The 22,742-nt window shown below is 66.7% G+C and carries 19 protein-coding genes and 1 pseudogene; 9 read left to right on the forward strand and 11 right to left on the reverse strand.

All coding sequences use genetic code 11. The annotated features are described in order from the left end of the window. Nucleotides 1–22: 22 nt before the first annotated feature. Both QUE51_RS14725 and QUE51_RS14730 read right to left on the reverse strand, forming a co-directional pair. Nucleotides 23–1,860 (reverse strand): annotated as a pseudogene (locus QUE51_RS14725) (helicase HerA-like domain-containing protein). 101 nt (nucleotides 1,861–1,961) lie between these two features. After that, entirely contained in the window at nucleotides 1,962–2,627 is a 666-nt protein-coding gene (locus QUE51_RS14730; RefSeq protein ID WP_286277112.1) for a response regulator transcription factor, read from the reverse strand. 124 nt (nucleotides 2,628–2,751) lie between these two features. Here QUE51_RS14730 and QUE51_RS14735 point away from each other — a divergent pair, with 124 nt between their 5' ends. Then, a complete protein-coding gene (locus QUE51_RS14735) occupies nucleotides 2,752–3,042 on the forward strand; it encodes a GlsB/YeaQ/YmgE family stress response membrane protein (RefSeq protein WP_286277113.1) in 291 nt (96 codons plus the stop codon). A gap of 85 nt (nucleotides 3,043–3,127) precedes the next feature. Here QUE51_RS14735 and QUE51_RS14740 read toward each other — a convergent pair whose 3' ends face one another. Further along, nucleotides 3,128–4,219, reverse strand: a complete 1,092-nt coding sequence (locus tag QUE51_RS14740; RefSeq protein WP_286277114.1) for a hypothetical protein — start codon at nucleotides 4,217–4,219, stop codon at nucleotides 3,128–3,130. A gap of 146 nt (nucleotides 4,220–4,365) precedes the next feature. Here QUE51_RS14740 and QUE51_RS14745 point away from each other — a divergent pair, with 146 nt between their 5' ends. Then, nucleotides 4,366–4,719 (forward strand): hypothetical protein, encoded by a 354-nt coding sequence (locus QUE51_RS14745; protein ID WP_286277115.1) that lies wholly within the window; start codon nucleotides 4,366–4,368, stop codon nucleotides 4,717–4,719. A gap of 206 nt (nucleotides 4,720–4,925) precedes the next feature. Here QUE51_RS14745 and QUE51_RS14750 read toward each other — a convergent pair whose 3' ends face one another. After that, nucleotides 4,926–5,153 carry a hypothetical protein gene (locus QUE51_RS14750; protein ID WP_286277116.1) on the reverse strand — a complete coding sequence of 76 codons (228 nt, stop codon included), beginning with the start codon at nucleotides 5,151–5,153 and terminating at the stop codon, nucleotides 4,926–4,928. A 139-nt stretch (nucleotides 5,154–5,292) separates the two neighbouring features. Here QUE51_RS14750 and QUE51_RS14755 point away from each other — a divergent pair, with 139 nt between their 5' ends. Then, nucleotides 5,293–5,784 (forward strand): hypothetical protein, encoded by a 492-nt coding sequence (locus tag QUE51_RS14755; protein ID WP_286277117.1) that lies wholly within the window; start codon nucleotides 5,293–5,295, stop codon nucleotides 5,782–5,784. Nucleotides 5,785–5,844: 60 nt separating this feature from the next. Here the strand turns inward: QUE51_RS14755 and QUE51_RS14760 are convergent, their stop codons facing one another. From QUE51_RS14760 to QUE51_RS14785, 6 genes are all read right to left on the reverse strand, one after another. Beyond that, the gene (locus tag QUE51_RS14760) at nucleotides 5,845–6,330 is read right to left on the reverse strand and encodes a hypothetical protein (RefSeq protein ID WP_286277118.1); all 486 of its coding nucleotides are present in this window, start codon (nucleotides 6,328–6,330) and stop codon (nucleotides 5,845–5,847) included. 152 nt (nucleotides 6,331–6,482) lie between these two features. After that, nucleotides 6,483–7,130 carry a DEAD/DEAH box helicase gene (locus QUE51_RS14765; RefSeq protein ID WP_286277119.1) on the reverse strand — a complete coding sequence of 216 codons (648 nt, stop codon included), beginning with the start codon at nucleotides 7,128–7,130 and terminating at the stop codon, nucleotides 6,483–6,485. Further along, nucleotides 7,082–9,838, reverse strand: coding sequence for a DEAD/DEAH box helicase (locus tag QUE51_RS14770; protein ID WP_286277120.1), 2,757 nt, complete (start codon nucleotides 9,836–9,838; stop codon nucleotides 7,082–7,084). The genes QUE51_RS14765 and QUE51_RS14770 overlap by 49 nt, the downstream gene beginning before the upstream one ends. A 1,664-nt stretch (nucleotides 9,839–11,502) precedes the next feature. Next, nucleotides 11,503–12,612, reverse strand: a complete 1,110-nt coding sequence (locus tag QUE51_RS14775; protein WP_286277121.1) for a DEAD/DEAH box helicase family protein — start codon at nucleotides 12,610–12,612, stop codon at nucleotides 11,503–11,505. A gap of 3 nt (nucleotides 12,613–12,615) precedes the next feature. Further along, entirely contained in the window at nucleotides 12,616–14,274 is a 1,659-nt protein-coding gene (locus tag QUE51_RS14780) for an Eco57I restriction-modification methylase domain-containing protein (protein ID WP_286277122.1), read from the reverse strand. Then, nucleotides 14,271–14,951, reverse strand: coding sequence for a DNA methyltransferase family protein (locus QUE51_RS14785; RefSeq protein WP_286277123.1), 681 nt, complete (start codon nucleotides 14,949–14,951; stop codon nucleotides 14,271–14,273). Before QUE51_RS14785 ends, QUE51_RS14780 begins: the two co-directional genes overlap by 4 nt. A gap of 380 nt (nucleotides 14,952–15,331) precedes the next feature. Between QUE51_RS14785 and QUE51_RS14790 the strand changes: the two genes are divergently transcribed. From QUE51_RS14790 to QUE51_RS14800, 3 genes are all read left to right on the forward strand, one after another. Then, nucleotides 15,332–15,886, forward strand: coding sequence for a PadR family transcriptional regulator (locus tag QUE51_RS14790; protein ID WP_286277124.1), 555 nt, complete (start codon nucleotides 15,332–15,334; stop codon nucleotides 15,884–15,886). A gap of 5 nt (nucleotides 15,887–15,891) precedes the next feature. After that, complete coding sequence (locus QUE51_RS14795; RefSeq protein ID WP_286277125.1) at nucleotides 15,892–17,607, forward strand: ABC1 kinase family protein; 1,716 nt, start codon at nucleotides 15,892–15,894, stop codon at nucleotides 17,605–17,607. A 90-nt stretch (nucleotides 17,608–17,697) separates the two neighbouring features. Next, on the forward strand, nucleotides 17,698–18,852 hold the full coding sequence (locus tag QUE51_RS14800) for an exonuclease SbcCD subunit D (protein WP_286277126.1): 1,155 nt from the start codon (nucleotides 17,698–17,700) through the stop codon (nucleotides 18,850–18,852). 490 nt (nucleotides 18,853–19,342) lie between these two features. Here QUE51_RS14800 and QUE51_RS14805 read toward each other — a convergent pair whose 3' ends face one another. Continuing rightward, nucleotides 19,343–20,104 carry a GmrSD restriction endonuclease domain-containing protein gene (locus QUE51_RS14805; protein WP_286277127.1) on the reverse strand — a complete coding sequence of 254 codons (762 nt, stop codon included), beginning with the start codon at nucleotides 20,102–20,104 and terminating at the stop codon, nucleotides 19,343–19,345. Nucleotides 20,105–20,669: 565 nt separating this feature from the next. Here QUE51_RS14805 and QUE51_RS14810 point away from each other — a divergent pair. From QUE51_RS14810 to QUE51_RS14820, 3 genes are all read left to right on the forward strand, one after another. Continuing rightward, nucleotides 20,670–21,053, forward strand: coding sequence for a hypothetical protein (locus tag QUE51_RS14810; RefSeq protein ID WP_286277128.1), 384 nt, complete (start codon nucleotides 20,670–20,672; stop codon nucleotides 21,051–21,053). Between the two features lie 198 nt (nucleotides 21,054–21,251). Then, entirely contained in the window at nucleotides 21,252–21,443 is a 192-nt protein-coding gene (locus tag QUE51_RS14815; protein ID WP_286277129.1) for a hypothetical protein, read from the forward strand. Next, the gene (locus QUE51_RS14820; protein ID WP_286277130.1) at nucleotides 21,440–22,702 is read left to right on the forward strand and encodes a hypothetical protein; all 1,263 of its coding nucleotides are present in this window, start codon (nucleotides 21,440–21,442) and stop codon (nucleotides 22,700–22,702) included. The genes QUE51_RS14815 and QUE51_RS14820 overlap by 4 nt, the downstream gene beginning before the upstream one ends. The last annotated feature ends 40 nt before the right edge of the window (nucleotides 22,703–22,742 follow it).

Raw genomic sequence — 22,742 nt, forward strand, 5'->3', positions numbered from 1 at the left:
GGTTCTGGTCACGCCGCGGACGCTACCGCCGCCGGCGCGTGCCGAAGATGCCCTCGACCACACCGGTGAGGATCTTCTGCGTCACGCGACTGCCGAGGACCTCCTCGAGCGGCGACCTGGGCGCACGCGAGCGTGAGGACGAGGTGGTCCGCGTCCGGGACCGCTTGAGTTCGCGCTCGTACTCGGCCTGCGCCGCCCGCTCCTCCTTCGCGCGCTGCCGGTCGAGGGCATCCTGCTGCTTCTCGAACTCGGCGGCGGCCTTGGCGCGGTCGATCCGCTGCTGCTCGGCGACTGCCGCGGCGTGCGCGGCCTCGAGCTTCTTGCCCAGGATCTCGCGGGCCGAATCCCGGTCGATCGCCGTCCCGTAGCGGGGCAGCAGGGGAGAGGCGGCGACCGCCGACTCCATCTGGGCGGGCAGGGTCGGCGACATGGACCCCTGTGGCGCGCGCAGCCGCGTCCAGGCCACGGGGCTGGGAGCGCCGCGCTCGTTCATCACCGTCACGATCGCCTCGCCGGTCCCGAGGGTCGTGAGGACCTCCTCGAGGTCGTAGCCCGAGTTCGGGAACGTCGTCACCGTCGCCTTGAGCGCCTTGGCATCCTCCGGGGTGAAGGCGCGCAGCTGGTGCTGCACGCGTGAGCCGAGCTGGGCGAGCACGTCGCGCGGCACATCCTTCGGCGTCTGCGTCACGAAGAAGATGCCCACCCCTTCGACCGGATGAGTCGCACGGTCTGGGTGATCGACGTCAGGAACGCCTTGGATGCATCGGCGAACAGCAGGTGCGCCTCGTCGAAGAAGAACACGAGCTTCGGCTTGTCGAGGTCGCCGACCTCGGGCAGGTCGTTGAAGAGGTCGGCGAGCAGCCACATGAGGAAGGTCGAGTAGAGGGCGGGCTGGTTCTGCACGCCGGGCACCTCGAGGAGGCTGATGATGCCCTTGCCCTCCGGGGTCGTGCGGAGGAACTCGGCGGTGTCGATCTCCGGCTCACCGAAGAACACGTCGGCGCCCTGGTCGGCGAAGGTGACGAGCTTCCGGAGGATGACGCCGACGGTCGCGCCGGACAGCCCGCCGAGCTGCGCGAGCTCGCCCTTGCCCTCGTCGCTGACGAGGTAGCTGAGCACGGCCCGGAGGTCCTCGAGGTCGAGGAGCGGCAGCCGCGCCTCCTCGGCGTAGTGGAACACGAGCCCGAGGCTCGACTCCTGGGTGTCGTTGAGCCCGAGCACCTTGCTGAGCAGCAGCGGCCCGAAGCCTGACACCGTGGCGCGGATCGGGATGCCGGTGCCCTGCCCGCCGAGCGAGAAGTACTCGGTCGGGAAGGAGCCAGGCGTCCAGGTCTGCCCGATGCCCTTCGTCCGGGCGAGGAGCTTGTCGCTCGATGCGCCGGGGGTCGCGACGCCGGACAGGTCGCCCTTGATGTCCGCGGCGAACACCGGGACGCCCTGCGCCGACAGCTGCTCGGCGAGCACCTGCAGCGTGCGGGTCTTCCCGGTACCGGTGGCGCCGGCGACGAGTCCGTGGCGGTTGGTCATCGCGAGCGGAATGCGGACCGGTGCGTCGGGCAGCGCGTCGCCGTTGACGAGCGCACCCATCTCGAGCGCCGGCCCGGTGAAGGCGTAGCCGGACCGGACGCCGTCGACCTGGGCTGCGGAGAGGGGCCCGGCGGTTGTCGCGGCCTGCGTGGGGCTCGCCCCTGCCGCCGGAGGAGCGGACGCTGCAGGCGGCGCCGCGGCTGCCGCCGCCATCTCCTGCGCGCGCTGCACCGCAGCCTCCGCCTGGGCCTGCGCCTCGCGAGCGGCCGCGACCGCGGCATCGGCGGCCGCCTGCGCGGCGCGGACGGGATCGAGGGCGTTCGGGTCGCTCATGCTTCGGATCCTACGGGCGGGGTCCGTCCCCGTGCCCACCCGGACGGCACCCTTGACGCAGTGTCGCGACGGAGGATGCCGAGGAGCGGCGGCAGCGCTTCCTACGGCCCGCCCATCCAGTGGTCGATGCGGTGCTTGTCCGGCGTGAAGCCGTGCTCCACACCCCAGAGGACCGCCTGGGTCCGGCTGGTCGCGCCGATCTTCCGGTAGATGCTCCGGATGTGCGACTTGAGGGTGTTGGGGCTGAGGTAGGTCAGCTTCGCGACCTCCTCGTTGCTCTTGCCCTGCGTGATGAGGGCGAGGATCTCCGACTCCCGGTCGGTGATGCCCTCCCGCCGGCCTGGCCAGTCGAGGCCCATGGCGCTCTTGGCCCGACGGGGCGCCTCGGTGAAGACGATGTCGCCGTCGTGGATGCGCTCGAGCGCCACGACGAGCTCCCGTGCGGGCAGCGCCTTGGAGAGGTATCCGTGCACGCCCTGCTTGCGCGCGCTCTCGATCAGCTCGGGCTGGAAGTTCCAGGTGTAGACCACGACCTTGCTGGCGCGCGGGTTCTTCAGGAGGGCCGCGATCTCCTTCTCGTCCGACTCCGGCTGCGCGAAGGAGTCGTACATGACGATGTCGATCTCATCATTCAAGGCCTGGTTCGCATCAATTTCTGCGACCACAATGCGATCACGGTAGCGATCGAACATATGGGCGAGACCTATCAGCACCACGTCGTAGTCATCGACGAGGGCGATGCAGATCGGCTTCGACGGGACGGACATAGAAGAACGGTATCCCCCTAGGGGTGTACCGGAACACCTCCAGGGGTGAAAGAATAGTACCTAAGCCCGGCAGACGTCGGGTCACACCGCACGCACATCCGTGCACCAACAGAAGGCGAACATCATGGGCTGGCTTGGTCTCATCATCAGCGTCATCATCATCGGCCTGATCGCAGGCTTCATCGCTCGCGCGGTCGTGCCGGGCAAGCAGAGCATGTCGATCGGAATGACGATCCTGCTGGGGATCGTCGGGTCCTTCGTGGGCGGCTTCCTCGGCTTCCTCCTCTTCGGCGCCGACCCGAACGGCGGCTTCCTCCAGCCGTCCGGCATCATCGGCTCCATCATCGGCGCGATCATCGTGCTCCTCATCTGGATCGCGGCGACCAACAACCGTCGCCGCGGCGCCGTCCGCTAAGGCAGCGCACCTTCGGCCCGGCCGTCCTCTCTGGGAGGGACGGCCGGGCTTTTTCATGCTCGGACGGATCCGCTCCCCAGCGCTCCTAGATCCCGGGCGCCGGTCCCATGTCCTCGGGCAGCTGCGGAGCCGGCTGAGGCTCCGGATGCGGAACCGAGTCGTCGGATGCCGTCGCCAGCCGGAGCGCGCCGAGCAGCACGGCCGCCGCGACCAGGACCGCTCCGATCGCGAGCCACAGGGCGCGAGGTCCGACCACCGGGAGCGCCGAGCTGGGCGAGGAGTCCCGCACTTCGGCAATTGCCTCGGTCGGCCGATCGGTAGCCGGCCTCGGGCGCAGCGCTCCGGACCGCGGGCCGGATCGCGACGTCAGCCAGTCCTCCACGAGCACGGCCCCGCCGACCGCCAAGATCGCCAGGTTCTGCAGGATCTCGGTGTCGAACCAGAAGAAGCCGAACACCGCCTGCAGGCCGGAGACGAGAACCGTGATCCCGAGCAGCGCGGCCGCGATCGCGACCGGGACGAGCAGCCGTCTCCGCTCTCGCGGTGCTGCGGCGATTCGGAGAGCGATCAGCACCAGCGCGGTCGCCACGGCCAGAAGGGTGACGATCTCCCACGCGACGTAGATCCCGGTCGAGAGCGCCTCGTCGGGAGCGAGGGTGAGCCACCACCACCCGTCAGTGCCGCCGCCGAACCACTCCAGCTTCCACGTGACCTGCCAGCCGAACGTGAGGAGCGGGAGCACGAGGTAGAAGACCCAGAGGATCCACCGCTGCGGGCGCGTCTGGAGGCGGTCCTCCGGCCAGCGGAGAAGGAGGTGGGCGAACAGAGCGGGGACGAAGTTGTAGAGGATGCCCTGCAGGAAGAACGCGGGCCCGACGTCCGGCGCGAATGCCAGCTGGTCGACGACCGCCGCCACCGCCACGATGCCGAGCATGAGCCGGCCGTTGACCAGCTGGCCCGGAATCCGGAGCGAGATGCCCGCGGCGAGGACGAGCGCGATCAGCCCCGGGTAGTAGGTGAACGCGTAGGCGGGCGTCTCAGTCCACGCGCGGGACGCCGTCGCCATGGTCAGGTCGGCGAGGAGCAGGATCGCGGCAACGGCGAACAGCACGGCGTCGAGCGCGTGCCCGCCGAATCGGGACGTCGCTCGTGGGATCGCGGGCGCGGAAGCCTGCATGGCCGGAGTGTAGACCCGGGGCGGAACGCACAGAAGGAGCTGTCCACCGATTTCCGGACGGTTGCGCTCCGCCGGGCGCCAGCGGTGGACTGGTCATCGTCGGATCGTGTCGGATCCACGTCGGATCCTCGGAAGGAGACGCAGCCGTGGCGGTCAAGCTGAACAAGAAGGCGCTGGAGCAGGCACGCAACCTCGTGAAGCAGGGCAAGGTCGTGAAGGATGCCCGAGGCGACTGGTCCGAGGCCTCGCCGAGCGCCGCCGAGGAGAACTCCTTCCTCGAGAAGCACGGCTACGACGAGTACGCGAAGTGGCACCTCGGCATCGACGAGGAGAAGTCCGAGGAGACGAAGGGGCGCTACTCCTTCCCGTACGGCGACTTCAGCAAGGTCCGCCGTGGCGGCGTCATCTCGGTGGAGAGCCGCGCGGCGCAGAACGACCACGACGACATCGCGAAGGCAGCCAAGGAGCTGCTGGAGCTCATCGACGGCTACGAGAAGTAGCGCCAACACCTGCTGGTCGCCCGGTTCCACTCGATCCACACCCGGGCTCGGACTGGAACACCGCGGACCACAACCCTGCACCGCCCGAGTCCGTCGCGGTCGTCGGCGCGATCGGCAGGCCGCGCAGCTCCCGTACGACCTCGCTCGACCGCCCTCCGGGCTGGTCGCCGCGCTTCGTCGTGGCGGACGACGGCGACGCCTGGGGCCTAGGGGATGAGCCCGTGCAGGTCCACGCCGAGGAGCACGACCGGCCACACGAGGACCGCCAGGATGCCCTCGATGACGTTGCCGATCACCGTCCAGTCGACGAGGTAGCCGCGGAACCCGGCCACCGCGACGCCGATCAGGAGGTAGATGACTCCGATGATGCTGATGCCGCCGCCTCTGCGCATGGGGCTGTCCTCCTCGTGCTGGATGAAGTTCGGTCCTGGCACGGATGCTAGCGGCGGCACCGCCCCGCAGCCGGGATTCCCAGCGCCGGTCGGGGAGTTCTTGCCGGCTCCATAGCAGCGCGGGCTGGCCCTCGTCCGTGGGAACATGCGTCCTGAGGACCGCGGCTCTAGGGTCGAAGCTATGGAGTTGACGCGCTCAGGGCTGACCGCAGCCGGGTTTCAGGGCTTCGTGCAGGTCGCCGACCTCGCGACCGTCGAGCTGCCGGCAGAGCCGGGCATCTACGTGGTCATCCGTGAGGGTGGCGGAACACCCGCGTTCCGCGGCGAGAACGTCGGCGGCTGGTTCAAGGGCACGGATCCCTCCGTCGCCCTCGAGAGCCTCGAGGACGCCTGGGTGGACGACCAAGAGCTCCTCTACGTGGGCGGGACGGGTGACGGCGACAGCGCCTCGACGCTGCGCGACCGCATGGGCCTGCTGCGCAGGTTTGCGGCGGGGGAGCCGGTCGGACACTGGGGCGGACGGTACCTGTGGCAGCTGCACGACCGGCACCGACTGCTCGTCGCCTGGAAGGTCGTGCCACCGACGGGCGTGAAGCCCGCGAAGGCGGCGCTGCTGTCCGAGTTCTGGGACCGCCACGGGGCGTTGCCGTTCGCGAATCTCAGCTGGCGTTAGCTCCTCGCGAGCCGCAGGATGGTGCCCGCCGGTGGGGCGAGCTGCGCCAGATGGAGGTGCTCAGGAGATGGCGACGCCGAGTGCCTCGACCACGGTGATCGGCTCGACCGGCCGGCTCGCCACCCAGTCGAAGCCACAGCTGCCGCAATGCGAGGGCGCGGGGTCGTGCTCGGCCTCCGCTCCGCCGAGGATCAGCTCAACCCAGTTCGACGACGCCGGGTGGTCCATCGAAGACACGTCGTGGCCGTCCGCATCCCAGGCTTGCTGCTTGCACTGCGGGCAGCGCTGCGGGCGCCTCCGCTGGGCGGCGACCGCCGTCTGGAATGCGGGGTCGTCGAGAAGCTGGACGATCTCGGCGGCATCCACGACGAAGATGTCGGAGTTTCCGATGCGAGCGAGGCTGAAGAAGTGACCGCCGAGGGCGAGGGCCTCCGCGCCGCGTGACGGGATGTCGAGCACCTCCGCGAGCTGTGTGAGCGGAACGAGTCCTCGCAGTCCACCGATTCCATCGACGACGGCGAGCTTCGGGTACGAATATGCAGGCACGGGTAGTCCTCACTGATTGGGTGATACCAGTGAAAGACTTTGAGCGGAATTGAACAAGTCCCCTCAAGTGGGCAGATATCTCGCCCCGGAATGCCGTTCCTACCGGCCCATATTCTTCTTGGGACGCCGGATGCAAGGGATATTCCGACGACTCAGTCCTCGAGCAGCCCCCGGATATCCTCCGCGCTGAGCGCCGAGGAGAACACCGCATCGTCGTCGATGACGGCGTCGAAGAGGCGGGCCTTCTGCTCCTTGAGCGCCATCACCTTCTCCTCGATGGTGCCGCTTGCGACCATCCGGTAGACGTTCACCGACCGCGTTTGCCCGATCCGGTGTGTGCGGTCGATGGCCTGCTCCTCGGCCGCCGGGTTCCACCACGGGTCGAGCAGGAACACGTAGTCCGCCTCGGTCAGGTTGAGGCCGAAGCCGCCCGCCTTGAGGCTGATCAGGAACACCGGCGCGTCGCCGTCCCGCCACCGCTCGAGCACCTCGTGCCTGCGGAGAGTGGAGCCGTCCAGGTACTCGTACCGGATGCCCGCCTTGTCCATCCGGTCTCGGGCCTTGCCGAGGAACGACGTGAACTGGCTGAACACGAGAGCCTTGTGGCCCTCGGCGAGGACGTCGACGAGCTGCTCGAACAGCACGTCGAGCTTCGCCGACGGGTAGTCGTACTGCTCATCGATGAGCGACGCGTCCAGGCTCAGCATCCGCAGCAGGGTGAGCGACCGGAACACGATGAACCGGTTCTTGTTCATGTCCTGCAGCAGGCCGAGCAGCTTCTGCCGCTCCCGCTGCAGCACCGTGTCGTAGAGCTTGCGGTGCTTGGGGAGAGGTCGACGTAGAGGATCTGCTCCTGCTTCGGCGGCAGATCCGACGCCACGAGCTCCTTGGTGCGGCGCATCATCAGCGGGCGGATGCGCCGGCGCAGCCGCGCGAGCTGCTCGATGCCGCTGCCGGCGGTGATCGGGCGGACGTAGTCCTCGCGAAACTTCCGCGCCGACGGGAACAGGCCCGGCGCGACGATCTTGAACAGCGACCACAGGTCGGTCAGCGAGTTCTCCATCGGCGTGCCGGTGATCGCGAGCTTGAACTGGGCGTCTAACGCCACCGCACTCTCGTGCGCCTTCGAATCGGCGTTCTTCGCGAACTGGGCCTCGTCGAGGATCAGGCCGGCCCAGGTCGTCGACTTGTACTGCTCGAAGTCGAGCCGGAACAGCGCATACGAGGTGATGACCAGGTCGGCGCCCTTGACCGCCTTGCTCAGCGACTTGCCCGACTTTCGCTCCGTCTCGGTCACCCCCACGACCTTGAGGTCGGGCGCGAACCGCTTCGCTTCCGCCAGCCAGTTCGAGACGACGGAGGTCGGCGCGACGACGAGGAAGGGCCGCTGCTCCTCCTTCGCCGTCTGGGCGACCGCGTGGCTGACCAGGGCGAGGGTCTGCAGCGTCTTGCCGAGGCCCATATCGTCGGCGAGGATGCCGCCGAGCCGGTGCTGCCAGAGGAAGACGAGCCAGTTGAAGCCGTCCTGCTGGTAGGGCCGCAGCGTGGCCCGAATGCTGTCCGGCAGGGGAGTGGGCTCGACCTTGCCGTCGGTCGCGAGCTCGAGGAGGCCGGAGACGGAGTCCCGCCAGGCGACGGCCTGCTCGCTCTCCTCGGCGAGGTCCTCGAAGTCGGCCCAGAGGCTCGCCTGGTAGCGGCTGATCTTGACGCCGGTCTCCCACTCGTCGAGCTCGGATGCTTCGGCGAGGAGCTCGCGCAGCTGGTCGAACACCGGCTGGCGCAGGGAGAGATAGGAGCCGTCGACGAGAAGCAGCTTGTTAGCCCCCTTCGACAGTGCGGTGAAGAGCGGGCCGAACGGCACCTTCTTTCCGTCGACGGTCACCATGACGCCGAGGTCGAACCAGTCCCGCTTGTCCGTCTCGACCGTCGAGACGGACAGGGCGGGCGTGCCGGTCAACTCCCGGTAGTCGGGCTGATCGCCGACGACGTCGACCCGGACGTCGTCCTGCGCGGCGATGCGGGGGAGCTCGTGCTCGCTGAACTCGGCGGCCGCGATGCCGCTGAGCGTGCGGGCGGATCCGGGCAGCGCCTCGGGGAGGGCGGCCCGGACGCGGGCGAGGACGTCCCGCTCGGCGAACGGGTCCCGGAACGTCTCGTCCGCCCGGCCAGTGATGGTGAGCGGCACCTTGGTGGCCCCGTAGGCCCAGCCCCACTCGAGCCGGAGGGAGTGGCCGGGCGCGTAGATCGCGATGAGGACGAGCGTCGGCGTGACCGGCTCGGGCAGGTCGACGGACGCGTCCGGGCTCGAGACGGGCACGGTGCGGCGCAGCTTCGGGTAGTACTCGGTGAGGAACTCGGCGGCGTCCGCGGCCGGCACGACGACCTCGGACCGGTTGCGGAGGAGCTGCACCTGCTCGGTCGTCACGACCTCGGCGGTCGGGGCGAGGGTGAGCCGGGGGAGGGGATCCAGCTCCCAGGTGTAGACGCCGTGGTCGCCGATCAGCCGGCTCGCCTCGACCGGGTGCCGCTCGCCGTCGATGCGGACGGCGGGCAGGACGCGGAGATCACCCTGGTGCCCCTCGTCAACGCTCGCCGACACCTCGATGCCGATCGTCGCCTCGTGCCCGACGGTGACGGGCGTGCCCTTCTTGCCGGTGATGAGCTCGACACCGACCTCGGACGCGGTCGCGAGGAGTGGCCAGAGAAGCGGGCTCGCGAGATCGTCGAGGTAGATCCACTCGGGCTCGGTGTAGCCGAAGGTGGAGCGGCTGGACCGGTTGAGCGCGACGATCTGGCCAAGCCAGCTCTGGTGCGTGGGGTTGAGGCGGAGGCGTCCGGCGTGGTGGCCGACATTGCTCCAGTTCACCTGGCCACGCACCCAGTTGCCGGAGGGGCTGCGCATCACGGGGCGGATGGCGAGCCGCAGCTCGGCGCTGCTGGGCGTGCGGGCGTCGACCGGCTTGGCCGAGGCGCCCCTCCAGCGATCGCGGAGGGCGCCGATCTCGCGGAGCTCGAAGAGGAGGCCCATCGGGATCAGCTCGGGGGTCTTCGCCGCTGCGCCCGAGCCCGGTGCCGGCGTGGTGAGGGCGGCGACCGCCGACTTCCAACTGGGCAACTCCGCGGCAACTGCAAGTGGGGATGTAACTGGCGAGACAGTCGGTTCAGCTGTGGGGGCGGTCTTCTCCTCGGCGCCGAGCTGCTCCTGCATGGTGAGGAGGTTGCGGCGGATCAGGGTGGCCGCCACGTGCTTGCAGCTGCCGCCCATCGGGCAGGTGCAGGAACTGCTGATGTCGCCGGCCGAGGTGCGGAAGCGGATGCGGCTCTCGTACGGCGTCTTCGCGGTGCCGCGGACGTGACCGCTGAGCACCTGGTGATCGGGATCCCACGCGGTGTCGAGCACCGCACCACGCGATGCGTACTCCTGCCCCCGCGCAAAGGAGGCCGGCCCGACGTGGCGGGTGATGTCCCGGACGTCGAGGAACGGCTGATCCTCGCGCGTCACGGTCACCCGGAAATGTTACTCGCGAGTTCGGACGTCCCGGCTGGGATGCTTCTCTTGCCGATGGTCGGCGCCCCGGCGTGGGCCGCGCAGACGCTCTCGGGAGTGGACGTGTGCACCTCCGAGAGCGATTGCCACGTCGTGACTCCAGGGTCTGGTCGAAGATCGGGCTCCCGCTAAAGAAATGTCGACGCAGAGCCCTCAGTGACCCGCCACCTCGGCCTCGATGACCGTGTCGAAAAGACCCCAGTGTCGCAGGCCCTGGTGCGAGTCGACACCGGCGTAGGAAAGCGACGCGTCCTCGAATCGGCGAAAAGTCTTCACTGCGTCATTCATGTGTGTTGAGTTGAAGAGCCCCAAACCGCGAAGCAGGTCAAAGTCCGGGATGGTAAGGCCGGTGACCACCCGGAAGAGGTCGGGCTCCAGCGCCTTGATGACGTCGATGAGCGCGTTCTCTCGGAAGTCGGTGAGATACATAAAGGCGGGGATTCGGGTCGCGAACTTTATGAGCTTTTCCTGCACCTGCTTGCGCAGCGACTTCTGCAGCTTCTCTTCCTCAGTGAGTTCCTGCTTCTCCCTCGGCGTGAGGTCCCGCTCCTTCGCCCTCTTTTTCAAGTCTCTAATCTTCTCGGACTTATTGATGATCGTCTCAAAGACGTTGTCGCCCAGCGAGCGAAAGCCTTCAATGTTCTGGATGGCCTTCAAGGCATCGGGATTGGCGAGGACCTTCTTGAGGGTGTCGTTGTCCACATTGACTAGGAGCGCCGACTCCCACTTGCGCGCCAGGAGCGTTGCCGACGTACCTGACTGTGCGATGTCGAGGACGCTCCCGGCGTCAACGGGCACCATGTTCGAGCCGTCGTACGCCAGCACCGGAAGGAACGACAGCAGATCGGCCACAGCCTTGTCGTCGTTCGTCTCTTCCGGGCTCAGCCCTCGTGCATATTCGGCCACCTGACGGAGCGCGCGAGTCGGCGCGAAATCAAAGACGAAACAGACGGGCTTGACGACCTCGATCGATTTCGGGTCGTCTCCGTTTGGGTTTTGGATGACCCAGGGCGACTGTACCCGAAAGGCGGACTGGAAATAGGTTTCAGGCCGTTGAAGGTTCCGCAACATAAGGATGGCGGACCACTGGGGCACAGTGACGCCCGTCGTCAACTTTCCGCAGGATAGCGTGATGGTTTTCGTCGTGAAGCCGTCCTTGATCTTCGCTCGAACAGGAGGGAGTGCGGCTAGGCCGATGCCGGCCCCGGGTCCTGCGGCGTTGATGAGGGTGTAGTCACCCCAGAAGCCGTTCTTGTTCTGCGGCTCGTGCAGGAGGTTCTCCATCGCATGAACGCTGGCGACGGTGGGCAGAAACCAGAAGGAATGGTTCAGGTAAGGCAAGACGTGAGCGTCGGAGTACGGGAATGGTGGACGTGTTCCAGCGCGCAGTGCATCGACGGTCGTTGGCTGGTGTTGGCCTCTGATCAGGTTCAGCCAGTTCTGCACATCACTCTTGTGCTTGAAAGCGGCGTTCGAGCCGACGCCGATCGCCGCAAAGAACTCGTTCAAGTCAAACTCATCAAACTCGCCCTGCATTGCGACAGTGAGGATATCTTCGGGCATCCGATATGTCATCAGCGCCATCTCGGGCAGCGCGGCGTACGGATTTGGCTCTCCGGGGTGCGTTACGGACCAGTAGACTTTTTCCCGCTGTTCGTCGGTATAGGTCCAGTTATAAAGGTTGTCGTCAACAAACTCGCCATCGGCCAGCGCACGGAACGGCGTCCCCGAAAGGTATAGGAACGCCTTCGCGGTAATCGGCAGGAAATCCGCCTCGTCATTCCGCTGCTCGTCCAGCTCCTCGTCCAGAACCTCCAAATCTTCACTGAATTCCTGCGCCATCTCGGCTTTCTGCTCTTGGACGTCCTCCCCTCGAACAGTTCCTTCGCGTTCTCACGCCAGGCCCCAAAGTGGTACTCGTCGAAGATCACCAAATCCCAGTTGATGAGATGGATCCACTCGTTCCTCGCCTTGATGAGACCAGTGCCCTTCTCCCGACCCAGCAGGTCCTGGAACGAGCCGAAATAGACCAGCGCCTTCTCGTGATCCACGTTGAGGGGGTTGTCCGGGCCGGAATCCTTCGAGGCATAGATCCAGCCATCGAAGTCGACATGCGAGTTCAGGTCGGTCTCCCACGCGTCCGCTACGGCCGGCTTGAAGGTCACCACGAGGACGCGCTTCGCGCCCATGCGCTTGGCCAGCTGATACGACGTGAAAGTCTTCCCGAATCGCATTTTGGCGTTCCAAAGGAAGCGTGGAACGGCCGCCCCGTCTGCGGCCCACTCGCGCTGGAAGAACCGGAGCGTCTTCTCGACCGCCGCTCGTTGCTCGTCACGCATCCCGAACGTTTCGTGATGTGAGCCTGACAGCTCTGTGTGCTCACGGAGCTCGGTGATCGCTGTAAGCACATCGGCCCGAGTACAGCGAATCCACTCCTTGCTGGATTCGTAGACAACGTTCTCGAATCCTTTAGCAATTAGGCGTTCCCGGACAGCGGAATCGGTGATGCGCACGCCGTCTGCGTCCAGGGCCGGCTCGTCAACCTGCAGCACGTAATTCACCCGCGCCTGACCTTGCGACTCCCTGATCCGCTCATTGACGTCGCGGGTGGTCTGCCCGACCTTGAGGCAGCCGCGCCACCGCTCTGCGATCTCATCGCTCGACCACGCGTAGAGGCGCGGCTCCCCGGTCGGCTTCTGCGGAAATAGGTCGGATAGGGACTTAGCTGTGGGCACCCGCTACACCTCACCGCTCTGGGTCGATGCTGAGTCGACAACCATGGGTCGAACGAGCGATTCGATGTACGCCTGCTCATCCAATGAAACGTCGTACTTGGCGTACAGCTCTTCATCGGTCCAGACACGGTCCATCGGCAGGTCGGGAACGAACGCGAACGTCGATCGCGTGACGCTCTGATTCGCGGCCCTAAGCGACAGAAGGAACCTCACGAATCGCGACTTGAGATAGGCGCACATTCGTTCCGCCTCGAGCTCCGTGTCGAAAGCGCTCACGACCGGATAGGCCTCAGTCGTGACATAGCCCGGGCGGACGACGCGGATGCTGCTTAGGCCGTAATACCGGCCGTCCCGATCGGGACGACCACCCGCCGGTGCAGCCCTGCTGACCGTCGCCTTCCACTTGTCAATCCACTCCGCATTCGACGTAACGGACGCCCGGGGAATATAGCCGTCTCCTCCGCTGCTCATTAGCGTAACGGGGGTGTTTATCCCCTCAGTAGTGGGAGCCCCTCGGTCGGTCGTGGCGAACCCGAATGCCTTTCTACCCGACACCTTGACGCTGAGTGACTTCAGAGGGTCATGACCGCCGGGCCAAACCTTGTGCAGGATTGATATTGCGTCAGAGTGACGGACGAACACGTCGAATTCATTCAAACGTCGCTCGGTCGGCCTGGTCTTGCGCCCTCGAACTATGGTCGTGACCGAGCACCGACCATGAAAGTCACGACTCCAGAGGAAATAGGAGACACCGCCAGCGATGTCTACGCCAGGAAATGCCTCATCCGAGTCAATGAAGTCGGTGATCGAGCGAATCCGGTCGTCCGCCAACATCTCGGCACGGAACTCATCCAGTCCTTTACCGCCGGCCATCCAGCGTGACGGGGTAACCATCGTCAGGTACTGCGGCTGCAGCGCTTTCGCCGCCTGCACGAACCGATGGTAGATCGGTGCCGCACTCTTCCCCGCCCCGCCATCGTCCAACTGGTATGGCGGGTTTCCCACGATTACATCGAAGTGCATGTTTTCTCCAAACAAGCGCACAATCAGCGACTTGGGGTCCGTGTGGTGCAGAAGTGCGTACGCGTAGGTCTCGGCCTGGTCGCCGCGCTCGTAGCCCTCTTTCGACGCCGGACAGTAGACACAGCGGTCACCCACCCAAGTGTGCGCAGTTCGCTGGAACCAGATGTTGCCATCCGGCGAAGCAGACGACGGTGCTACCGAATGCTTGCCCGTCGCGTCCTTGGAGCAGTAGACCGACCGACGCGCAATGAGCGCGGTCAGCGTAGTCATTCCGATCGCGAAGACCTGCTTCGTGAGCACACGGTCCACAAGCGCTTTGCGTTTGTCCGACCCTTCAGGCGGGTTGCCCTGCCCTTCCACGAGCCGCTTCGTGATCTCCCGGAGGAAAACGCCGGACTTTGTAGCGGGATCGAGGAAGGTCACGTCCGGGTCTGCCCAGATCGACGCGCCCTTGTGATCGTCGGCCCAGGCCTCCTCAAGCGTGTCGAGCATCTTGTTGGCGAATTCCGGCGGCGTGAAGACCTCGTCACTCGACAGACTCGCGATCGTATTGAGCACGTCCGGGGCTCGGTTCTGCCGATCTCTGCGGAGCATCTCCCCGAAGGACAGGGACATGCCCACTGTCGTGGTGTCGGTCATGTGACGTCCTCCATCGCGGCGATCTGCGCGACTGTCATCGTCGGGTAGCTGGTTACGGGCTGGAAAACCTCGTGATGGGCTTCTCCGGGGCGCACAGTACCCCTCCCGGCAATCTTGTCGAAGTGGAAGTCGCGACGCTGATACTTGCCCCGCCCGAGGTAGCCCCACTCCGCGAACACGATGGGAAGCCCGTGTGTATCAGGCGATGTACCGACGGTCGTCATCGCGAGCGCATCTCCCACGATGACGTTCACGCCTACGACAAGGGCGGCTGCCCGCATCCACTCGTCGCCTGCTCTTGCGCCCAAATAAGCGCCAAAAAGCGACAACAGGTTCGTCCGACATTCGAGAGCGTTGTCGGCCTGAATGTCGATGCCGTAGACCGACATGAGCGCCAGGAGTGCGTGGTGGCGCCTCTCGTAGTCGCTCTTGCCGTACCGGGCCATCACCGTCGTCAACTTGCTGGACAGCACGCGAACGAGGAAGTTTCCAGTGCCGCAGGCGGGCTCTAGGAAGCGCGAGTCAATGCGCTCCGACTCGTTCTTGACGAGGGCGAGCATTTCGTCCACAAGCCACGCCGGGGTAAGTACCTCAGCGTGGTCCTGAACCCGCTGCCTCGACTTGACAAGCGGCCTCCCCGCGACGTTCTCAAGCACCTTCGCTGCGCCGACTGCCATCTTGTCACCTCCACACGTTCGGGTTGCACCCAACGTAGCGACGGTGATCGACTTTTCCGACCGCGGCGCGGCGCGCGTTGGCGGGCTATCGCAGGGTCGAGAGGCACTAACGGCGGCATCGTCGCGGGATCCCTCGGGTCCTCACCGGCGTCGTGCCCCTTGATAGGAACGCAGTGCCGGGGCTGCTCGCCGAGCAGGACGCGGAGAAGTGCAGTCCCCGACCACCCGCGGCCTCCGCCTCCTCAGCGCCGCGCTCATCGGTTGAGGTACGACAACAAGAGCGAGTACTCGGCGTCGCCTACGGCCAGCGCTCGACGCTAACCCGGCTCAGCTTCCTCCTATATCGCTGAGTATCGTTGAGCCCGATCGAGGAGGTCATCATGAACGGATCGTTCAGGGCCGATGGGTTCGGCTCAGCGGGCGCGAGCCCGGTCGACGGGATGTGGCAGGCGTTCGAGCAGCTGCGCACCCGCTTGGAGAAGAACTTCGAGAAAAGCGCAGGTAGCCGCGTCGGCCGCGGTGATGTGCGGGCCGCGGTGCTCGCGCTTCTCGCTGAGCAGCCGATGCACGGCTACCAGCTCATCCACGAGATCGAGGAGCGCAGCGGCGGCGCCTGGAAACCCAGCGCCGGCTCCGTCTACCCGACGCTGCAACTGCTCGCGGACGAGGGCCTCATCAGCGCGGAGGAGTCGAACGGCCGCAAGACCTACTCGCTGACCGACGCCGGTCGCCTCGAGGTGAGCCGCTCCGGCGTCTCCGCCCCGTGGAACGTCACCGAGGGCGCGGCGCACGGGTCGCTGCCCCGAGCGGGCTTCGAGCTCGCGCAGGCGACCGGACAGGTGGCGCGTACGGGAACCGATGCCCAGACTCAGCAGGCCATCGAGGTGCTGAACGAGGCGCGGCGCAAGCTCTACGCGATCCTCGCGCAGAGCTGATAGGAGTGGCGTCAGTCCAAGCCGCTCCGGCACGAGATGCGGCGGGCGCTGGGAAAACCCGCGCCCGCTACCGCCGCATCCTGCGGTTCGCCGCCCGGCGCCTCGCCGCGACCTGGTGGTGGGAGATCTTCCTGCCGCGCATCGGGCTCAGCCGCCTGGCCGAGCGCACCCGCACCCGGCGCATGCAGCGCATCGCCCGCCAGTTCTACGGGTTCGCGCTCGACCTCGGCGGGCTGATGATCAAGGTCGGGCAGTTCATGTCGTCGCGCCTCGACGTGCTGCCGCCCGAGATCACCAAGGAGCTCGAAGGCCTGCAGGACGAGGTGCCCGCGGCGCCCTTCACGGCCATCCGCGCCCTCGCGGAGTCGGAACTGGGGCCGCTGACGCGCTCGTTCGCGTCGTTCAACGAGACACCGATCGCCTCTGCCTCACTCGGCCAGGCCTACAGTGCCCGGCTCACTCCGGCCCTCGCCGCCGAGAGCGGGCTCGAGAACGTGGTCGTCAAGATCCAGCGCCCCGGCATCGACCGGATCGTCGCCATCGACCTCGCCGCGCTCCGCAGGGTCGGCGGCTGGCTGAGCCGCATCCGGCTCGTCTATCAGCGTGTCGACATGCCGGCCCTGGTGGAGGAGTTCGCGGCAACGAGCCTCGAGGAAATCGACTACCTGCACGAGGCGGCGAACGCGGAGCGCTTCGCCGAGGTGTTCGACGGGGACGTCCGGGTCGCGGTGCCCGCGATCGCCTGGGAGCGCACCACCCGCCGCGTCCTCACGCTCCAGGACGTCACCGCGATCAAGATCAGCGACCGGGAAGGGCTGCTCGCTGCGGGCATCGACCCAGCGGACGTCGCGAAGGTCTTCGCCACGGTCATGTTCGACCAGGTATTCACCGACGGCTGGTTCCACGCCGATCCGCACCCCGGCAACATCTTCGTCACCCCGAGCCCTGGCCCGGCCGACGCGGAGTCCCGCCCCTGGAAGCTCACGTTCATCGACTTCGGGATGATGGGCCAGGTCCCGACGAACCTGCGCGCCGGCCTGCGGAAGGTGCTGATCTCGGCCGCGTCACGGGATGGCCGCGGGCTCGTCGACGCCATGCGCGACATCGGGATGCTCCTGCCCTCGGCCGACACCGTCGAGCTCGAGCGGGCGATGACGGCGGTGTTCGGCCGCTTCGGCGGGATGGGCTTCGCCGAGCTCCGCGAGGTCGACCCGCGCGAGTTCCGGGACTTCGCGAAGCAGTTCAACGACGTCGTCCGCACCCTGCCGTTCATGCTCCCCGAGAACCTGCTGCTCGTGATCCGCGCCATGTCGCTGACCTCCGGCGTCTGCAGCACACTCGACCCCGCGTTCAACGTGTGGGACTCGGTCGAGCCGTATGCCCGCCAGCTGCTCCGCGACGAGCGCGGCAACGCGATCCAGGACATCGGTCGCCAGGCGCTCGACATCGCCGCGACCGCGGTGAGCCTGCCGAAGCGAATCGACGGGCTGCTCGAGCGCGTCGACCGCGGCGAGCTGGCGGTCACCACGCCGCGCCTGGAACGGCAGGTCGCGGGCCTCGACCGCACCCTGCGCCGCATCGCGTCCGCGCTGGTGTTCGGGGGACTGCTTCTCTCCGGAGCCATCGTCCGCCCGGACGACACGGTGCTCGGCAACGTCCTGATGATCGCGTCCGCAGTGCCGCTCGCCGGCGTGATCGTGGGCGGCCGCCGGAGGATCTGAGCCGCCGTTGCCGTCCGCCGGCTGAGCCATGAACGGGCACGACCGGCGTTCCTTCGCCCCGATGTCGCAACCCCGACATACCGTCGAGGCGTGAAGATCCTCCACACCTCGGACTGGCACATCGGGCGCACCTTCCACACGCACTCGACCCTCGGCCACCTGCGCATCGTGCTCGATGCGCTGGCCGGCGCCGTGCGGGAGCAGGGCATCGATGTCGTCCTGGTCGCCGGAGACGTTTTCGACTCGTCTATGCCGTCCGCCGAGGCGATGACGCTGCTCAGCGACGCGTTCCGCACCATCCGGGAAGCCGGCGCTCGGATCGTGATGACGAGCGGCAACCATGACTCCATCACCCGCCTGGGCTTCCACGCCGAGTGGATCCGACTCGCCGACATTCACGTGCTCACCCAGCACTCCCGCCTCGAGGAGCCGGTCACGCTGGAAGACGAGCAGGGACCCGTCCACTTCTACGGCATCCCGTACCTGGAGCCCTCCCTCATCCGGCACGACTACCCGGGCGTCGAGCTACGCACGCACGAGCAGGCGCTCGCATTCGCCATGCAGCGCATCAACGAGGACCGCGCAATGCGTGCCGGCCGCTCGGTCGTACTCTCGCACTGCTTCACCGCAGACGTCGCCCCCAGCGACGGCGTCGAGCGTGACATAAGCTCCGGCGGCCTCGACCTCGTGCCCGCCAGCGTGTTCGACGGACCCGACTATGTCGCCCTCGGCCACATCCACGGCCGGGCGCAGCTCAGCGAGCGCGTGCGCTACTCGGGCGCCCCCTTGCACTACTCCTTCTCGGAGACCGACAAGCTCCGCGGCGGCTGGCTCGTCGAGCTCGGCGCCGACCGCCTGGGCGAGGTGGCCTGGCTTGACCTGCCCGTCCCGCGCCGCCTCACTCCGCTCACCGGGGAGCTCGACGACCTGCTCACCGACGCCCGGTACGCCGAGCACGAGGGGGATTGGGTCAAAGCGATCCTCACCGACCGCGTACGGCCGATGGATGCGATGCGCCGCCTGCAGCAGCGCTTCACGCACTGCGTCGCGCTCGAGTTCAAGCCATCGGTCACTGCGGAATTAACGACGGCCAGCTATGGGGAGCGGGTCAGGGAGCGCACGGACGGCGAAATCGTCGCCGGCTTCCTCGAGTTCGTCCGCAACGGCGTCGGCCCGTCCGAGTACGAGCGCGGGCTCGTGAACGAGCTGTTCGTGGAGCAGGACGTGCGCGAGGTCCGCGCATAACGCCCCGCCGCCGGCGGCGCAGCATTCACAGCGGTCGGATCGGACTATCCGGCCATTGGAACTGAGGATTCCTCGGGCGGCGGGATTGCCGTCGGCGGCTACCGGTGATAAACCTCGCATAAGCACCTGCCTCGTTGAAGAATGGCGGACCTATGTTCAAGACCGAAGCGTCGAAGATCCGAACCGGCAATTGGAATCTCGATGCGAGCTGCGCAAAGGGCCACCAGGTCTTCAAGGACCAGATGCATCCGCGCGGCCCATACAAGTGCCCGTACTGCGGGGAAGAGGTTTTCTAGGCCCGAGCCCCGCGGGGTCGCGATCGTGGCGCCACATGTGCCAAAGCCGTGGGGGAGCCTGAGGGCACCTCGGTGGCACCGTAGTTGGGCTGAGGGCACAAGCCATACCGGAAGCACCACCGCGGCAGACGCTGCGGAAAGCCCATCGTGTGACGCACCTAGGAGGTCGCCTCTCGCGGTACGCCTCGCAAGTGTCAACCCTCGCAGGCGACACCGTCATCGTCGCGATCGAGTTCCCCACGGTAACCCGGCGCATCTCGCTGGATGCCGCTGACGCCTGCCGCGTACGCCGCGGAGCAGTTCGCGTAGTAGACGCTAGAAGCTGTGTCTGTTGCGACGAGACCAACGGCAGCAGTGGGGGAGGCGGTGGGCTGCGGCGTCGGTGTACCGACGGGCTCCCCAAGCGACGAGCGATACGCGGGCTGATCCGGGCACGAGCGAAGTACCGTCGAGAGGGCATCGTGCTCGGGCTGGGTCACCCAGAGTCCATACGCGTACTTCACACTGATCTGCCGCGCTGCGTACTCGCACTTCATGCCCGCGAACGTCGGCAGCCACGTGGCGGCATCCTCTCCGCTCTTGGCCTGGTTCGCCTGGTCGCTGACCGCGAGCAGGTTGGTGGGATCGTTCGCGAGGCGTTGGCGCTGGTCCTGGGTGAGCTGCTGTGCACCCGAGGTCCAGGCGTCGATCAGGGCCACCATGTGGTCGATCTGCACCAGCGTCGAGGTGTCATTGCCCCGCGTGAAGGTCATCGCCTGCCCCGTGTACGGATCGGTGAAAGTGCCCGACATCACTTTGCAACCGTTGAGAACCGTGTCCTTCAGATCACGCTGCAGCACATCGTCGCGGGTGTTGCAGGCGTTGCCGTCGACATCCATCCACGCCTGGCCGAAGTCCTGCGTGCGCTGGTAGTCCGCGCCCGAGTCGGGGGCGCGCACCGGGAGTAGCGCGAGCACGTCGATCGCACTCTTCCCCAGGAGTGGCGGCTCTACGAGCTCGAGGCTCGTGACCGCGGCGGCCCCGGCAACCGACGTGCCGGAAGCGGATGTACTGGTCTTGGTGTCATCGGGCGCGACGGCAGGAAGCGCATTGCCGGCGTTGACTCCCTTGGCCGTTGAACTAGTCGACTGCGTCGCACTTACACCTATCCAGGCACCGAGCGCAAGAATGACGACGCTGAAAATAGCGAATAGGCCCCCAGTTGTGATAGTCCATAGGCCACCCCGTCGATTCATTGTCGCCTCCAATTGCCAGACTCAAGGCTAAGGTATAGCGTCTGCCTCATGTCCCCTTTCCTGCGCATTAGTCGATGCTGCGCATTCGACCTACGTGGGCAGTGAGTACTTGAACGGACTAATACCAGTCGGAGCTCGAATACGAGGAATTCTCCGCACGACGACAGCTGCCGTCGCAGTTACTGCCACGGTCTTGATGGGCGCGAGTGCCGCGCCCGCTGCAGCGTTGGCTGTTCCCGTCGCCCACCAGGCGGTAGCGGCCAAACCAACCGCCATCTGTTCCAGCGTGCCCGCGACGGTGGGGAAGTCCCACGAGATCGACGTTGTCCTCGACGACTCCGGCTCGATGTTCGTCGCGCCGAGTCCGCAGCGGTGGTCGTACGTCAAGTACGCGCTCATGGTGTTCGCCGCGATGCTGGGGCCCGCGGACGAGATGAAGGTGTTCCTGCTGTCCCAGAGAGGCGGAGTGGCCCTAACGATCCAGGGCTCGGAATCCGGACCCAGCCAAGCCAACGTCGATTCCATCAACAACCTGCAGATGCACGGGGAGGGACCCCTGGGCAGCGGTGCCCGCCGCGCGCGACGACCTCGCCGGCAGCAGCGCGGAGAGCCGTTGGCTCGTCCTCCTGTCGGACGGTGCGTTCGACGACCATGTCGCCACCAGCGGTGAGTTTTCGGGCTGGTCGAGCTCGCTCGGCTCGGCCGGCCGCAGCTTCGACGTCGGCTTCCTCGGTGCCGGAAGCGGCGCGCCACAGCTTGCTGCCGCGCCCGGTTTCCACCCGGCCAACGCTCCCGACGACATCACCCAGATACTGGGCAACACAGCGAGCCTTGCCAACGAGATCTTCGGCCGCGCCGTGATCCCCCGATGGGCGGTCAAGGCACCACGATCGACCCGGACATCGACCTCGCAACGGTTCTCGTACTCGCGCAGGGCAGCGCCACCATCGGGACGCCGGAGAGCGGCGAGGACCAGGACCAGCCACTCGACCTGCTCGCCGATCCCGTCAGCATCCCGGAGCCTTCGAACCCCCGGCGCTCGCGGACGGCAGGACCGTGAATGCCGAACCGGCAGCCGGTCTCGCGGGTCAGGTCGCCACCGTTGCCAACGTGCCCGCAGGGCCGACCTACTTCGACGTCGGCAACGCGTCGCAGACGAGCTTCTACTACATCCCGCGGGTGCAGTTCGGTGTCACCTGGATCGATCCGTCGACCGATGAGCCGATCCCGAAGGGGCAGGCTGTCGTCGCCGGGAAGTACAAGATCGAGTACGGGTTCATGGACTCCGACTGCAACATCATCGGCTCGGACCGCCAGGACCTTCTGGGCGAGGTCACGCTGACCGCCAGCATGAGCGAGGACGGCGACGTGATCCAGCCGACCCTCGACAGCGGAGCCGAGTACGACCTCGCGGCGGGGGATGCCGTTGTCACCGTGGACGGCACGTACCTGGGCGGCAATCCCGCACACGCCGAGATCAAACAGCACATCTACCCGGCGCCCGAGCTGGGGACGATCACGATCGACCACCCCGACCTCACGGTCACCTCTCTGAATTCGAGCGCGTCGATCTCCGCCACCTACGCCGGCGCAGATGGCCGAACCGTGACGCAGCAGGAGTGGGATGCGATCGACCCGAGCGCGTTCACTGTGACCGGGAAGCCTGCAGCGGGAATTCGCTGGAAGGTCATCAAGGGGAAGACGCCCGGGGCGCTGAACCTCATCCCGGTGTCCGCGAACGGCGATATCTACTCTGTGGACACCTCGCATCCGGTGCGTTTGAAGGTAGCCGCGGACTACACCTATGACGAGGGCATCAAGCGGGCAACGGGCACGACCGATGTGACTGTCGTGGACGACATCTCCTTCTGGGACCGGCTGCTCCACTGGTTCGAGAAGGACGGGTGGAAGTTGCTGCTCGGCCTCCTCGCGCTCCTCCTCCTCGCCGGCTACATCTTCAAGAAGCGCTTCTCCCGGCGGTTCAAGTCAGCTCCGCACATCAACGCGCGCCCGCGAACCTTCGGGATGCCGTCGGGACAGAGCCGGGGCGAGTTCAAGAAGAGCCTCGGATACCGGCTCCTGCCGTTCTTCGCCGATCGGGCGACGTTCCGCTACGCCCCCGGCACCGCTGGATTCACCCGACTCAAGCTCAAGGCCGTCTCGCGCGGCGCCGGCGAGGTGACCAACTGGAAGGCGCTCGTGAGCGCCCACCGCCCCGAGAAGTCGGTTGAGGTGAACGGGACCCGTTTCGACAAGGACCTGACGCGGCCCCCACGGTCGGCCCCGGCAGCCTCATCACCGCCCAGAACCCCGACATGAAGTACGAATGCGCGCCGAACGCGTGACCCGCACGGCCCAC

The sequence above is a fragment of the Naasia aerilata genome, from assembly GCF_030296595.1.
Taxonomy (GTDB): domain Bacteria; phylum Actinomycetota; class Actinomycetes; order Actinomycetales; family Microbacteriaceae; genus Naasia; species Naasia aerilata.

Excerpts from the sequence above, each read along its gene's own strand:
- QUE51_RS14785 (WP_286277123.1), bottom strand. The coding sequence starts at position 14,951 with ATGGCAGTCGGCGCAGCGAAGGTGCTTGAGAACGTCGCGGGGAGGCCG.
- QUE51_RS14735 (WP_286277113.1), top strand. The coding sequence starts at position 2,752 with ATGGGCTGGCTTGGTCTCATCATCAGCGTCATCATCATCGGCCTGATC.
- QUE51_RS14740 (WP_286277114.1), bottom strand. The coding sequence starts at position 4,219 with ATGCAGGCTTCCGCGCCCGCGATCCCACGAGCGACGTCCCGATTCGGC.
- QUE51_RS14730 (WP_286277112.1), bottom strand. The coding sequence starts at position 2,627 with ATGTCCGTCCCGTCGAAGCCGATCTGCATCGCCCTCGTCGATGACTAC.
- QUE51_RS14780 (WP_286277122.1), bottom strand. The coding sequence starts at position 14,274 with ATGACCGACACCACGACAGTGGGCATGTCCCTGTCCTTCGGGGAGATG.
- QUE51_RS14790 (WP_286277124.1), top strand. The coding sequence starts at position 15,332 with ATGAACGGATCGTTCAGGGCCGATGGGTTCGGCTCAGCGGGCGCGAGC.
- QUE51_RS14755 (WP_286277117.1), top strand. The coding sequence starts at position 5,293 with ATGGAGTTGACGCGCTCAGGGCTGACCGCAGCCGGGTTTCAGGGCTTC.
- QUE51_RS14815 (WP_286277129.1), top strand. The coding sequence starts at position 21,252 with ATGGGCGGTCAAGGCACCACGATCGACCCGGACATCGACCTCGCAACG.